Annotated in this window: 13 protein-coding genes and 1 pseudogene; 7 read left to right on the top strand and 7 right to left on the bottom strand. The window is 36.4% G+C overall.

Annotated features, from left to right (window positions below; translation table 11 throughout):
* Nucleotides 1-196: 196 nt before the first annotated feature.
* Nucleotides 197-889, top strand: a complete 693-nt coding sequence (locus PY093_RS06625; protein ID WP_275645097.1) for a Crp/Fnr family transcriptional regulator — start codon at nucleotides 197-199, stop codon at nucleotides 887-889.
* Between the two features lie 52 nt (nucleotides 890-941).
* On the opposite strand, the gene PY093_RS06620 is transcribed toward PY093_RS06625, so the two are convergent.
* Nucleotides 942-2,189 (bottom strand): cysteine desulfurase-like protein, encoded by a 1,248-nt coding sequence (locus PY093_RS06620; protein WP_275645096.1) that lies wholly within the window; start codon nucleotides 2,187-2,189, stop codon nucleotides 942-944.
* A 208-nt stretch (nucleotides 2,190-2,397) separates the two neighbouring features.
* Between PY093_RS06620 and PY093_RS06615 the strand changes: the two genes are divergently transcribed.
* A complete protein-coding gene (locus tag PY093_RS06615; RefSeq protein WP_275645095.1) occupies nucleotides 2,398-3,723 on the top strand; it encodes a short-chain fatty acid transporter in 1,326 nt (441 codons plus the stop codon).
* 169 nt (nucleotides 3,724-3,892) lie between these two features.
* On the opposite strand, the pseudogene PY093_RS06610 reads toward PY093_RS06615, so the two are convergent.
* Nucleotides 3,893-4,597: pseudogene (locus tag PY093_RS06610) on the bottom strand (Mrp/NBP35 family ATP-binding protein); the annotation flags it as partial.
* A 182-nt stretch (nucleotides 4,598-4,779) separates the two neighbouring features.
* Here PY093_RS06610 and PY093_RS06605 point away from each other — a divergent pair.
* The 3 genes from PY093_RS06605 (at nucleotide 4,780) to PY093_RS06595 (ending at nucleotide 6,904) form a co-directional block, all read left to right on the top strand.
* Nucleotides 4,780-5,040, top strand: a complete 261-nt coding sequence (locus PY093_RS06605; RefSeq protein WP_275645094.1) for a CGCGG family putative rSAM-modified RiPP protein — start codon at nucleotides 4,780-4,782, stop codon at nucleotides 5,038-5,040.
* Nucleotides 5,041-5,384: 344 nt separating this feature from the next.
* Nucleotides 5,385-5,885, top strand: coding sequence for a hypothetical protein (locus PY093_RS06600; RefSeq protein ID WP_275645093.1), 501 nt, complete (start codon nucleotides 5,385-5,387; stop codon nucleotides 5,883-5,885).
* Nucleotides 5,886-5,968: 83 nt separating this feature from the next.
* Nucleotides 5,969-6,904, top strand: a complete 936-nt coding sequence (locus tag PY093_RS06595) for an acetamidase/formamidase family protein (RefSeq protein ID WP_275645092.1) — start codon at nucleotides 5,969-5,971, stop codon at nucleotides 6,902-6,904.
* Nucleotides 6,905-6,981: 77 nt separating this feature from the next.
* Here PY093_RS06595 and PY093_RS06590 read toward each other — a convergent pair whose 3' ends face one another.
* The 4 genes from PY093_RS06590 to PY093_RS06575 form a co-directional block, all read right to left on the bottom strand.
* Nucleotides 6,982-7,506 carry an HD domain-containing protein gene (locus PY093_RS06590; RefSeq protein ID WP_275645091.1) on the bottom strand — a complete coding sequence of 175 codons (525 nt, stop codon included), beginning with the start codon at nucleotides 7,504-7,506 and terminating at the stop codon, nucleotides 6,982-6,984.
* A gap of 446 nt (nucleotides 7,507-7,952) precedes the next feature.
* On the bottom strand, nucleotides 7,953-8,879 hold the full coding sequence (locus tag PY093_RS06585; RefSeq protein ID WP_275645090.1) for a dipeptidase: 927 nt from the start codon (nucleotides 8,877-8,879) through the stop codon (nucleotides 7,953-7,955).
* A 347-nt stretch (nucleotides 8,880-9,226) separates the two neighbouring features.
* On the bottom strand, nucleotides 9,227-9,550 hold the full coding sequence (locus PY093_RS06580; RefSeq protein ID WP_275645089.1) for a hypothetical protein: 324 nt from the start codon (nucleotides 9,548-9,550) through the stop codon (nucleotides 9,227-9,229).
* 581 nt (nucleotides 9,551-10,131) lie between these two features.
* Nucleotides 10,132-11,466 carry a multi antimicrobial extrusion protein MatE gene (locus PY093_RS06575; protein WP_275645088.1) on the bottom strand — a complete coding sequence of 445 codons (1,335 nt, stop codon included), beginning with the start codon at nucleotides 11,464-11,466 and terminating at the stop codon, nucleotides 10,132-10,134.
* A gap of 192 nt (nucleotides 11,467-11,658) precedes the next feature.
* Between PY093_RS06575 and yhdJ the strand changes: the two genes are divergently transcribed.
* Together yhdJ and PY093_RS06565 are read left to right on the top strand one after the other, a co-directional pair.
* Nucleotides 11,659-12,528 (top strand): adenine-specific DNA-methyltransferase, encoded by an 870-nt coding sequence (gene yhdJ, locus PY093_RS06570; RefSeq protein ID WP_275645087.1) that lies wholly within the window; start codon nucleotides 11,659-11,661, stop codon nucleotides 12,526-12,528.
* A gap of 224 nt (nucleotides 12,529-12,752) precedes the next feature.
* Nucleotides 12,753-13,568 (top strand): VOC family protein, encoded by an 816-nt coding sequence (locus PY093_RS06565; protein WP_275645086.1) that lies wholly within the window; start codon nucleotides 12,753-12,755, stop codon nucleotides 13,566-13,568.
* A gap of 216 nt (nucleotides 13,569-13,784) precedes the next feature.
* Here the strand turns inward: PY093_RS06565 and PY093_RS06560 are convergent, their stop codons facing one another.
* Nucleotides 13,785-14,477 (bottom strand): YetF domain-containing protein, encoded by a 693-nt coding sequence (locus PY093_RS06560; protein ID WP_275645085.1) that lies wholly within the window; start codon nucleotides 14,475-14,477, stop codon nucleotides 13,785-13,787.
* Nucleotides 14,478-14,850: the final 373 nt, after the last annotated feature.

Here is a 14,850-nt window from a genome sequence, read left to right as displayed (position 1 = left end):
TCTTATCTTTTAAAAAAGAATGAAGTACATTATCGATTCTCTCGGGCAATATGCACTCCATTTATGGTAATCTAATCATAAGAAATAATTAGTAATATAGCCTTGATGCAAATCAAGTTTTAATAAAAAATGATCTCTTAAGATGATAAAATTATTATTGTGTTTTACTATCAGAGAAAAATTGGAAGGTGAAAAAATGCCCTGTGAACAAAGTTGTGACCAAGATACATCTTTTATTAGTCTTATACCAATTTTTCAGGGATTGAAATCTGAAGAAGTTCAAACTTTACAGAAAGTGTTCAACAAACTCGTTTTTCGTAAAGGAGACTTTATCTTTAGAGAAGGTGATCCATCAGAAACGCTTTATATTGTCTATAAAGGCTTAATCAAAATTACGAAGGTTTCAGAGGATGGCAAAGAACAAATTGTCCGTTTATTGTTTCCTGGTGATTTTTTTGGACAATCAGCCTTATTACAAACTGAAAATCATTACGCAAATGCAGAAGCAATTGATTCCACAGAAGTTTATACAATAAATAAAGGTGATTTTTTGAAAACATTGGAACGAAATCCTGATATGTCATTTCGCTACATACTGGCATTAAACGAGCGATTACATCAAGCTGATGAGTGGATGAGTATATTAAGTTTAATGGAGGTTGAACGTCGTCTAGCTTCTGTACTGCTTCTTTTTAGTGATAAAGCGAAAAGTGGGAATTTTAAGCTTCCTATTTCAAAAAAGCTGCTTGCTTCCTTAATCGGAACGACGCCTGAAACGATTAGTCGTAAATTAGTTACCTTAGTAGCAGGGAAGATTATCTCCATGAAGGGACAAAGAGATGTTCAAATATTAGACCTAGATGCTCTGAAGCGACTAGCGAAACCATAATTTTAGGGCCTGCCCCTCGGTATGTTAACACCGACGGTCAGGCCCCGATTAGTTATTTAATTGTTAGCTTCATAGAAATCAAACTTTGAATAGCTTCGAGGAAAAGATCGATTTCTTCCTCACTATTATATGGAGCCAGACCTGCCCGAATCCAACCACCGGTTTTATTAACCCCTAATTTATCCCCTAAGGTACTGGCGTAGAAATGGCCATCTGCAATAAAAATCGCATGCTCATTAGCCAACCATTTACATACTTCACTTGGCGCAAAGCCGTCAATGACAAATGCAATTGTCGGTGTTTTTGGTGTAGCTTCACCTGATTGAAAAAGTGTTACTTCAGGAATGGCAGCTAATCCCTTTCGTAATTTTCTTGCCAATTTATTTTCATACTCTTCTATTCTTTCATACCCATTTACTAGCTTTTCTCTTCTTGTCGAACCACTCCCCAGACTTGCGATAAAACCAATGGCGGCTGGAATTGCAGCTATTGCTTCATGGTTTTGTGTTCCTGTTTCTAGTTTATCTGGAATGTATGTAGGTGCAGGATTTAATTTGTATACTGGGAGCTTTTCAAATAAATTTTTCTTAATGATCGCAATCCCAACATGTGGTCCAAAAAATTTATAAGCTGAGCATAAAAGGATATCGGCACCTATTTCATCTCGGTTTATTTTAAAGTGGGGAACAGCGTGTACGGCATCAACCACAACAATCGCTCCAACTTCCTGTGCGCGTTCTGTTATTTTTTCGATATCGGTAATTGTACCAACTGCGTTTGATGCCAAAGTAACTGCGACTAGCTTCGTGTTATCGGTAATTATTTTGTCTAGATTTGAAAGGTCAAGTGTTAAACTGGCAGTATCAACGGGAATAAACCGTACATCCAAATCCTTGTCGGTTGCCGCTGTCACCCAACTATCAACATTGGCACGATGGTCCATTTCAGTCACTACAATGTTATCATCTATTGACCATAAGGAACTTAGTGAGCGTGCAATTGAAAATGCTAGTGACGTCGAGTTTTGTCCAAATGCAACCTCATCTGGATCTGCGCCCACTAGATCCGCAATTGCTTCACGGGCATTTGCAATATGTTCTTCTGTTTCAACACTTGATGGGAACTGCCCATGTAAGTTAGCTCCACCTTTTTCCATATATCCCGACATTGCAGCAATAACCGATTGCACAACTTGTGAACCACCAGGTCCATCTAGGTAAATTGCCTTCTTACCTTTATATTCACGGTTTAATGCTGGAAATTGACTTCTTACTTCTTCAATTGGATATTGCGCTGACATGTGTATTCCCCCTTAATTATGGATATAGTTCAGTAATTCTTGCTTTCTTACCTTTAAATAAATATATCATATATTCATAAAAGTCTAAATAATCTTTCCCTTTCTTTGGCACTTTACTACTTTTTTAAATTCTAAAAAAGGAATATTACGAATTTTGTAGAAATATTACTAGGTATTAGAGGTAACCAATAAGAAGGGAGAATAAAAAATGAGAGCAGTCATTAGTTTTTTTAATCGACTCATGCAACGTTATTTGCCAGACCCATTTTTATTTGTTGTCATTTTGACATTTGTTGTGCTTGGATTAGGTCTTATTTTCACAGATAGTACTGTAATGAACATGGTGCAGTATTGGGGTGATGGATTTTGGAGTTTATTGGCTTTTTCCATGCAAATGGTACTTGTATTAGTTACTGGATTTGTTTTAGCGAGTAGTCCAGTATTCAAAAAAGGATTGGGTGCATTAGCAAGTACTGCAAAAACACCTGGTCAAGCGATTATTATTGTAACAATTGTTTCAGTTATTGCTAGTTGGATAAACTGGGGCTTTGGTCTAGTTATTGGAGCTTTATTCGCTAAGGAATTAGCTAAACAGGTTAAGAATGTAGATTATCGCCTCCTGATTGCAAGCGCTTACAGCGGTTTCATTGTCTGGCATGGCGGATTTTCAGGTTCGATACCACTGACAATTGCAACAGAAGGTCATTTTTCTCAAGATCTAATAGGGATCATACCAACTAGTCAGACGATTTTTGCAACATTTAACGTTATAATCGTATTGGCACTTTTTCTTATTCTTCCAGTTCTAAACCGTTTAATGATGCCTAAAAGGGAAGAAACGGTAACAGTCGACAAATCAATATTAGATGATGGACCAAACCTACAGGCTGCTACGATTGAAAAAGGGTCTGTGACTCCTGCAGATCGACTTGAAAATAGTTTTATTGTTTCTCTAGTAACCGGCTTACTTGGTTTAGCATTTTTAGTTTATTATTTTGCTAATAGTGGTTTTTCATTAAACTTAAACATTGTTAACTTTTTATTCTTATTCCTAGGAATCCTGTTCCATGGCACTCCAAAGAGATTCCTAGACTCTGTCATGCAAGCAGTTAAAGGGGCTAGTGGAATTATCGTACAATTCCCTTTTTATGCAGGGATTATGGGGATGATGACCGCATCTGGGCTTGCGGCTGTTATGTCAGAAGCATTTGTTGGTATCTCAAATGAATTTACCTTCCCATTTTTCGCATTTATTAGTGCAGGGATTGTTAACTTTTTCGTCCCTTCAGGTGGAGGGCAATGGGCTGTTCAAGCACCTATCATGTTAGAGGCCGCAAAGGCACTTGATGTTTCAATCGCTAAAACAGCTATGGCAGTTGCTTGGGGGGATGCTTGGACGAACTTAATTCAACCTTTCTGGGCATTACCGGCACTAGCGATTGCAGGACTTAAGGCAAAAGACATTATGGGATTCTGTACAATTGTGTTATTCGTAAGTGGTATCGTTATTTCTCTTGGACTACTTTTCTTCTAAACGAAAAATATAAGAGCCTGGTTCAGGGTACATCATCTTGGGTCAGGCTCTTTTGCCTTTAAAATAGGAAGTTCTGATAGTTGTTAAAACTTTTATCGGGAATATACCTTTGTCCTAAAGATTAAAAGAATAAGGAACTGAATGGCTCAGTCCTCATTTATTATGTCTTCTATAGTAATTTCTTGGCAAGTTCCATATAATGCTCAAATAATAAAGAATGTTCATCATAAATAGCTGGCGTGTCATTAGATGATGGTGGCTCAATAGGTAGCTTTGCTAACACTTCAGAGTTTAACGCCTCTGCTAGTTTGTCTCCTCCACCTTCACCAAATATTGAATATTTTTCAGTCGAGTTTGGTGGTGTAAAGTATGACATATTTTCAACTACACCTAATACTTCATGATTTGATTTAATAGCCATTGTTCCAGCACGTTCGGCAACAAAGGTCGCAGCTGGATGTGGGGTTGTAACAATGATCTCCTTACTTTGAGGAATCATTTGGTGCATATCTAGTGCCACATCACCAGTACCTGGTGGTAAATCAAGGATGACATAATCTAACTCGCCCCAGATTACATCTTTTGTGAAATGTTCGACCATTTTTCCAAGCATAGGTCCTCTCCACACAACAGGATCATTACCACCTAACAAAAACCCCATCGACATAACTTTTACCCCATGAGATTCTACAGGAATTATTTTCCCATTAAATGTTTTCGGTTTATATGAAATGTTCAATAGTTTTGGAATACTAAAACCATAAATATCTAAATCTATAAGCGCAACACTTTTCCCTAATCTTGCAAGAGAAAGTGCTAGATTTACTGAAACAGTCGATTTACCAACTCCACCCTTACCACTTGTTATAGCAATTACTTGTCCTGATAACATTTTTCTAAACACTCCTTTCACACTATAGTTGAATTATAAACGAATACTCTCAACATTTTTGTGATACTTATCACATAGGTTAATTCACTCTGCTTGGGGTGATGTACATCACAGAAAATGATTACATCCTATATTTTAATATAGTTATGAGGTGAGATACTATCATGGAAAAAGACTGGTCCATTGATTTAGAACATGGAGAATATAAGGAAAATGTTGCATTAATTCTCGAGGATGCTATTTCTGCAGTCAAACAAACAGGCAGTGGGTATTTTGTTAATTTAGTGACACCGAGCAAGTTCGGAAAGCCTGAAGAATACCTTACTTCACTATTGCAACAAGAATTTGGAGAGACAATTGCGCTAAAATATATTAACGAATGTGGTTGTGGCGGCTATGTTCTGAGAGTGTGGAAGATATGTTGACTATCCTAAAACATTTAAGACAGTTTAAGAACCGACAAGTTGTTATAAATTTTTATGATGATGAAGAGTTAATCAAAAGAGATGGCTTCTATTTTGGTGAGATTGATAGTAAGGGGAGCAATCTAGTATTCAAAAATGATTCTAATCTTTTGTGTAGCTTGGACCTCAGTAAATATTTTCATTTTAAAATATCAAGGGATTTTAAAGACTATTTTGTCTTATCCCGAGGGAAACGATGGGTTGAGTTGTATTTCCCATAATGAATGCAATTTGGACTTTGGAAAAGATATAATTTACAAAGGAAGGAAACTATTTATAGTGACCTCTCAAAAAGGAGGCTTTTTATGCCCTATTACATTTGGATACTTGCTAATATAGCTTTTGTAGTCATGACAGGACTGTTTATTTGGCTATTCCAAACACAAGCCTCTAGTATTGTAACTTTTGGTCAATTGTTAGCACAAATTAGTATCATCTTGTTTCTGATTAATGTTAATATGTATTTTATTTTTTTTGTGATACGGAAAACACGTGTTCGAAAAGTAAAACTTATGTTAGCGAAACTTTCTCGAAAAATGATGAAAGCCCATATTCCACTTGCTTTAATTGGATCTTTTTTCATTCTCATCCATGGAGTGGTAATGCTTATCAATGTTGGAGAACGAATTGGTTTTGGCCACGGGAAACTAGTGAGTGGGTACCTTGCCCTCTTATTACTAGCTGTTACACTTTACGCAGGAAACTTACGGCACAAAAAGGCTTCTGGATTTCGGAAAAAGTTTCACCGTATCATGGCGTTTTCTTTTACAATTATTTTTACGATCCATATATTTTTCCCTTTGTAAGAGTAGATGTTTTCTATTTTAAAGGGTTTTTTCTTCTTTGATCGAAATACTAAATAATACTTAAAAAGAAGGAGTGCTTATTGTTGTTACATAAATTAGATCTAGAATCCCAAAACCTTCACGGTTCCTTCAAAAAAGACTATAAACCTATATTGACAGTCGAGTCTGGTGATTCCATTCAATTAAAAACACCTGATATTCAGTGGGGATATTCCATAGCAAAAAATGAGGAAAGAGTGGTTTTTGAATCACGTGAGAAAGAGGATAAGCTTGGTCACCCAATGATTGGACCAATTGCTGTGAACAACGCCAAAGCTGGAATGGTCTTAGAAGTAAGATTAAATGAAATTGTACCTGGGTGGTATGGACGAAATTGGGCCGGTGGCATTAAAAACTGGCAAAACGAGAAACTTGGCATTTCAAATACCGAGAGGCTTCAAGTCGACTGGGACCTTAATTCCACGACCATGACAGGTAGCTGTCAAATAGGTAAAAATAAGTTTCATGTTGGACTCTCTCCTTTTATGGGATTAATGGGCGTAGCTCCAAAAGAGCCTGGTACACATCCTACACCCCCACCTCGGTATTGTGGTGGGAACATAGACTGTAAAGAGTTAGTAAGAGGAAGTAGTTTATTTTTACCTATTTCTGTAGATGGTGCATTATTCTCGATTGGGGACGGTCATGCCTTACAAGGAGACGGTGAAAGCTCAGGTACAGCAATTGAGTGTCCAATGGACCAAGTTGATTTCACGTTAATTGTTCATGATGATATAGAGTTGAATATGCCAAGAGCTAATACTCCGGCGGGATGGGTCACATTTGGGTTTAGTGAAGACTTAAATGAAGCAACAGCAATAGCACTTGATGAAATGGTTCAACTTATCCAACAGTTTTTTGACATTAATAAAGTCGAAGCAACGGCGTTAGCAAGTGTAGCAGTTGATCTTAGAATAACTCAAGTAGTTAATGGTGTTAAAGGAGTACATGCCATATTACCACATGGTACGATTCGATAAACACTTAAGCCCCCATGGATCTTCATGCGGGGTTAAATTTTTTTACAATGTTTTCCAGTTCGTTACGGGTATTACCTTCAGTTCTCGTTTTTTTCATACAATAGGTCTATTTTTTCATCAAGCTTCTCAATAAGGATTAACTCTTTCTTCCTATCCACTTTAAGGTAATGATGTGAATCTCCTGGCTTTTTATCTTTTTCATCTGCTAAATGCACTACCTTTTGCAGGTTATTTAAGGTATAGTCACCATTTGGAAGGACAGAATCAGTATGAAATAAGATAGCATGAGCAATTTCTTTTGCTGCTTGTTTATCTTCTCCTAGTCGAACAAGGAGCTTATGTGCTCGTTCGGCGCCTTTTATTGGGTGTATATCATAATCCCGATAAAGTTGATAGTCCCATTCACCATCTCTATACCATTTATAATGACCAATATCATGTAAAAATCCTGCTTTTGCTGCCCAATCAGGATTCACATTATGTTCTTTTGCAAGATGAAAGGCATGATAAGCCACTGATATAGCATGTGCCATGCCAGAACGTCTAACATATTTTTGTGTAATCTGGTGTTTATATATATCTAGTAATCGAACATGTCTCATCATGTGCCTCCTTAACAGTAAATTATCGATATAATATCATCTATGTAGAAATAAAGCAAATAAAAGTTAGTCCCTTGAAATTAGATCTCTAGGATGTTTTTATTAGTGTTTTTTGTCTGTTAAGCTTACTCTTGGCCATTTGGCTAACGATGAACAAGAAAAGCGCAGGGCACCCGCCTATCCGCGCGTCGATTAAAACCCGCCACGTCCTGTGGCATTGTCGACACTTGCACATCGTGTGCTTCGGAGACTCCGCCGAAAGAAGCGTTCTTTGCTTCTGTAGGAGGAGTTGAAGTTTCTCCTCGTTTCTAGGCGCTGGGGCTAGACAGACTTATGACCTCAGGTCCGATGGCGCCCGGAGCTAGACACTAAAATTAGGTACAAACTTTTATACTTTTGTATCTTTTAAAAAAGTCATCACCAGATTCAACCGATGATGACATTGTTTATCTAGAGCAATGGTTTAGAAAGTTTTGGTATGCAAAACCCTTCACTTCTTCTTCAGAATAATACTTTAATAGTTCATTTATTAAGTTTTGATATTTAGATGCGTCTTCTAACCCTTTAATGTGAGTAGCTATTCCATCAAAATCCGACCCAAAACCAACACAATGAACACCGCCTAAACCGCAAAAGTGATCTATATGACTAATTAAATGAGAAATTGTTGCTTTCCCATCTTCTTTAACAAATGGTGGACAATAGACGACGTGAATCATTCCACCTTTTGCAAACATTGCTTTTGCCTGCTCATCATACAGATTCCTTGGGTGATTGCATAGTGCTCTAGCATTCGAATGACTAGCAATCGGATAGTCAGCAAGTTCCATAACGTCCCAAAAACCTTTTTCACTTAAGTGAGAAACATCTGTAAGTACACGATGCTTATTATTGAAACGAACAATCTCTTTTCCAAACAGAGTTAAACCAGCACCACGTGGTTCTCCTACACCATCTGCTGCTAAATTGGCATTGTTCCATGTTAATCCAACTGAACGAACACCTAAATGATATAAAAGACTTAACTTATCTAAGTCATTTCCGATAGCATCTACACCTTCGAGTGTCAGCATCGCACCGATTTCTCCTGGTTTTAAAGTGGTAAAATCCCCCCACTCCTTAATCTGCTTCATTTCGGAATTCTTTGCTAAAACCTCGTTATAAAAGTAATTGATTTGGTCAAGTGCTGCTTGAAACTTTTCATCTGCTCTCATATCAGGTCTGATAAAAATCGCAAAGCATTGAACGATAACCTCGCCTTTTTGTAGGCGTGATTTATTAGTCTCTAATTCGGTATCATCACTATAGTTAAGCTGTCCCATTGAATCCGAAATCTTCATCAATGCGTCACAGTGTAAATCGATAATCTTCATTAAGGTTCCCTCCTAGTTAACAGCTTTTAAAAATTTATGAAATATACCCATTAACAACTAATGGCTTTAGGATGTCATAGAACCCCTAAAACGAACGTATGCTTAGTACTTTCTATCGCTTCAATAATTACATCCGATGCTCTGCTCCTGATACAATAAGGGGTTCGTTTCATCAAGGCAAACATTTCTTTCCCTACATTAGAAGTTTACTTACTTAGCATATAATATTTTTCTGAATATTCCAACCTTAAAACTAGAGGCGGAGTTGCCCTTATGCGTTTTAGAGTTTATGGATATAAATTATGAAACTACAAAAAGGCTACTTTAAAAAAAGTAACCTTTTCAAACTAAAAGAAATTCGGGCCATACCCTGGAAATGTTCCTACACCTGGATATCCTATGCCACCAACCGGTCCATATCCATAACCAGCACCTGGAAAACCTCCTCCGTAACCGGCACCAACTCCTGGATAGCCAACTCCAAAACCAGGACCGACTCCCGGATAACCATATCCACCATAATCAGGCCCATCTAGCAGTTCCCCACCTAAATATCCTATACCAGCTCCAAGTAGTCCAGCAGTTAAAGGACCAAATCCACCAAAACCGGCGCCAATTCGTCTTGGCTGTACTAGTCTATTTCTTGTTAAACCGTACCCGTATCTATACATTTAATGTTCACCCTCCATAGGTATTTGTTTAGTTTGTCACTACATCCTATGGAATATAGCTCGACCTAGACTGGGCAAAACACCTCATTTCTGGATATTAGTGAAACAGCCTAAATAATTAAAATCGCCTAGTTCTTCTACTAAGATAAGTACTTGTTTCGATGGCGCATAGAGCTAGATGTAGATAGAAAGAGACACGAACTTATACACAACCTTACAATTTTATAAATTCCTAAACAACAAAAAAAGGTCGGCACTGTAAATGTGCCAACCTCTTCTTATACAATGTGATTAGAGAGTACGCTTTGAAATTCTAACACTTAAGCATAAGATAGCGTATTCAACAACCGTCTTAACCTTAAATTAACTCTTCGTAGTAAGAGGCTTGCTCTGACAATTGTAAAGTGTAATTTAGGAAACAAGTGAAATAGAATAGCCAAAGTATATCCCTCCACATTGGAAATTAGTGTTAGACACTAACACTAATTTTATTTTTCCCTTTTATCACAAAAAATATTACAAAAACACCATTTATGTTCTCACAACTACTAATTAGCATCAACGTTTTTTGCAACTACCTGCTACCCTTGACTAGTTACTTTTCGTACTACCATCATGCTTGTTTCAGCTTTTAAATATTTGACAATACTTGCAACTACAATTAATTCCGCTAATAACCCGACCGATTGTGCTAAAGCTCCAATTGAGCCATTCCAACCTGCATTAAATTTAACACCGAGAACTAGGATGATAACGGTAATTATCAGGTTTGTAGACTGTGAAACAATCGTAACTTTGGTTTGTCTTTGTAGCATTAACAAGCCATTAAAAAAGTCGACAAATGGGAATACTAAGGCCATGATCATAAAGATTTGTAATGTTTGCAAGCTCTCATCTAATAATTGACCCTTTACCCCCATGAAATGCTCCATAACAAATGGTCCGATTGCTGTGTAACTAAAGAGAGCGATCAACAAAACTGGGATAAAACCTACAATTAGAGTAAATCTTTTTACTTTCGCCTCATGATATTTATAAAAATTAATAACAATTTGATGGGTGTATGAAAAAAAGCTCAAAAATAAATAGGTAATACTTAATGCAATTGTATAACTCGCAATTGCTAAGGTAATATCTTCCGTTTTACCCAAAAACACATTTATTACAGGTCCAATAAGAACCGTAATAATTGAAGATAACATCAGTGGGCTATAAAACTTAAATATCTGCGACTTCGATCGGATTTTCTCTGTTTTTATTTCTGGCATTTTCCGCACTAGCGAACGAGCTTCAATCATACTTATCGTACATTCTATCATCATACCTGCAAGGAAAATATATGCACCCGTTTTACCAGAAATGGTACCAGCTTGGATAAAATAGAACGATAATAGATACATTGCTGTTAGTCGGATAAGCATTCCTATCGTCAGCCATTTTGTCTGTCGGTTATAAATGATGATTCCCTGCGTTAAACAACGTAACCCTGAAAAAACTGTTACATAGATTAATACTTGATAAATTGCTTTAATTTGTTCAACCATCTCACTGTCTTTTACTCCAAATATCATAGCGAAAATAAAGTTCCCAATTGGAGTATAGGCAATAGCAAATGATACTACTAGTAAACTACCGATTACATAATAGGTAAAGTGAGTCATTATTTTATAGGACGTTTTATCTCTTACTAGGGTTGAACATGTTTGACGAAGTATGACAGCAAGGCGCTCAGTGATTGTAAACAGACTCATCGCAATTGCATAGGTTGCAATGATTTGTTCGGCATTGGCTGCCCTTGCTAATGTACTATTTATAATGATATGTGATAATGTAACAAGACTCGCAGATAACCCTAATGGAATGAAAAATAACAATAATGTTTTGGTCGTGAGTGTCTCTTCTTTCAAACCAGTCATACTTATCCAGCACCTTTTTTGTTCTCAGGAAAAATGAGATTTTAATGATAAAACTTCGAATGTCGAAATAATTACTCTTTATTTTAAATAAACGAAGACATTTTAACAAGAAGAATTTGCTGTTTAATCTACAAAACTATATTGTGTGATAAAATCAAGTAGAATTTCTGTTTCTAATGAGGAGCGAAAACGATGTGGACTAACTATTTCAAAAATCTTTATTTTACATATAAAAACAATGAAACTAGCTTTGTTGGTTTAGGTGATAGCACCGAACTATTAAAAAAGATAAAAGATGATAGTATTGATTTGATATTTGCAGATCCTCCATACAATATTGGGAAGGATTTTGGAAATAACGTTGATAAATGGGATGACACAAAAAAGTACATTGAATGGTGCAAACTCTGGATTGATGAGTGTTTTCGCATATTAAAACCAACTGGTACCTTTTATTTTATGACAGCCACACAATACATCGCCTATTTAGATGTTTATGTTTCCCAAAAGTACAATGTATTGGCCAGAATCATTTGGTCCTATGATAGCTCAGGTGTGCAATCAAAAAAAATGTTTGGTTCACTCTATGAGCCAATAATTATGGCTAATAAATGTGCTAAAAGCTCCTATATCTTCAACTACAAGGACATCATGGTAGAAGCAAAAACTGGTTCTAAGCGGAAATTAATTGATTATTGGAAAACTCCTCCACAGCCCTATAATACAGAAAAAGTGCCCGGCAATGTATGGGATTTTTCAAGGGTCCGATTCAAAATGGATGAATACGAAAACCACCCAACCCAAAAGCCCGAAGCATTACTAGAGCGTGTGATTAAAGCTTCAAGTAATGAAGGGGATATCGTCTTAGATCCATTTTCAGGTTCATTCACCACATCAGCTGTTGCCGTAAACTTAAATAGAAAAGCGATTGGCTTTGATTTAAATGAGGATTTCTTTAAAATTGGACTACGACGAACTGGTATAGCTAACCATTTCAATGGGGATGCCTTAGGGAAGGATAAAAGTAGGAAAACAAAAAATAAGTCTAAAAAAAATCATTAAGGGAGCTTAGGTTTACTTGCTCCCTCAATCAAATTGGATCTACTTTATAAACCATACCTTTTCAATTTTATAGTCATTCACTTCAAAGCAATAGCCAGAGCTTCATTACCATCAGAACGTCCCGTTGGTACAAGTAAAATTATCCTTGAAGGTAAAGAAGCATTTTGAGAACGATATAAAAACTTGTTTGAAGCAAATCAAGTACATCTAAGGAGGCTTTTTAAATGAAGCTACAATTTGATCATATTGTTCACTTAACAAAAAATCCTGAAAAAGCAATGCTTACTTTTAATCAACTTGGTTTCAATGCTATTCAAGGTGGAAACCACCCCAACTGGGGCACTCACAATCGTCTTTGTTATTTTGAAGGTTTACGATATATAGAATGGATTGGCATGAAAGATAGGAAGGTTGCAGAAGTTTCTGATAATGTATTAATTCAACAAATCGTTGCAGACTCACGGCATGGCGAGGGCTTTTCACAACTAGCATTCCGAACAAATGAAATAGACAAACTAGCACTACACTTTAAAGAAAAGGGACTTCTTGTTATTGGCCCTGTTGCAGGAAGCAGAAAACGTGAAGATGGCTCTGTTTTGAAATGGTCAATGCTATTTATACATGAAGAAAATACGAATGATTTACGTTATCCTTTCTTCATCGAGTGGGGGCAGCCAGATGATTTCCGTTTAAAAGAAATGGATGCATTAATCCAACATAAGGCTAGTTCGCTGCAGCAGTTCACCTCCATTCATTTCATGGTTAAGGACCAACAAACTGCAGTTGAAAAATTCCGGACTTTATTTGGCACCGATGAGGGTCTTGTAAAAGGAGGATCTGATTATACCTATGGTGACTATTTAGGAATGTCAATTGGAGGAATTGCTCTAAAATTTTTTAAAGCAACATCTAACAATTTAGTCCACGATATCCGTTCAGAAAGACCATTTCTTTGCGAAATAACCTCTACATCTTATGAAAAAACTATTAACATTAGTGGTGGGCTGTATACGTTCACTAAAATAATAACTGACCTTTAATTTATAACCAGAAAATCTTTGGCAAAAATACAACACTAAGATTAAATTTTTCGGGAAAAACACAGGGCGCCTGCCTTAGGAACGTTGACTAAAACCCGCCACGTCCTGATGCGAACATTGACAGCACAGCCATCCTGTGCAAATCAAACATGGAAGCTGGTTTTTCCTTCTTATAGGGGATGGATAATGGCTTATGACCTCAAGCTGTAACCATGATTAGCTAATATGATGCTCATACTTCATTGTAAATAAAGGCTGATTTTCCTTCCATTCTGCATATAAAACATCTTTAAATTTCGTTATGCCTTGCTGCGCTAATTCATTTTTCAACCATAGTTCATCAACACCAGCTTCTTTTAAATTATCTTTAACGACCTCGCCATCAAGAATTAAGATGATTGGTATCTCTACGGGCTTAAGGGGTAGATTAAGATCACTGTTTTTAGGAGTATCATATTTTGCTTTAGGAAGGACACTTACAATCCCATTGGTTTCTAAAATAGCATACTCTACCTCTTGAATAGAGAAGTAACCTTGTTGTCTTATGAGACTTAATAATTGGTTAATATCCAATTTACTTTTCTTTAGGGCTCCATATTTAATGAGCCCCTTTTGTACTACAATATTAGGCTCACCTTCTAAAAGTTTTCTTGATCGATTAGATTTTTGCGTAATTATTTCTACTATATAAATGAGTAATCCCCAAACCAATGTAGCAAACACTATTTCTTGAATTTTCACTTCATGGTCATATACAGCATTTCCTACTAATTCACCCAAAATTAATGCCGAGATAAAATCAAACGGTGTAATCTGTGAGAATTGCGTTTTCCCTAACAATTTCGTAATGATAAACAAGAGTCCTAACCCTGCAATTAACTCCGTTGCGATTGTTAAATAATTATTCATACTGCTCTTAGCCACCTACTTTATTAATCTCCCCCCATTATTGCCGAAAGAAGTATACATATATACTTCTTTACCTTCTATTTTAAAAATGCTCCTCGAAGTTATCAATCGTCTGGCAAAAATGGAATCATGACAAATGCTTTATAAGTTGTTATTACATGCACTTTTAAAAGATTGAATAACAAACGAATTTATATAGAAGTAAAAAGCAATTCCTGGGAATTTTGCTTCACTGAACGTTTTTAGGAAGCTAGGATTTAAAGAAGAATACTACTTACGTAAGCATTTATGACATGTTGTTTGACCTACTTTTTTAAAAGAATTGGTAAAATGTATGTATTCCCGTTTATTTCCATAATATTTTTTGAAAAAT

Origin of the sequence: Cytobacillus sp. S13-E01, from assembly GCF_029193815.1 — a bacterium.
GTDB lineage: Bacteria > Bacillota > Bacilli > Bacillales > Bacillaceae_L > Bacillus_BV.
Note: the sequence above shows the minus strand (reverse complement) of the source record. Positions and strands in the feature narration are given on the sequence as shown.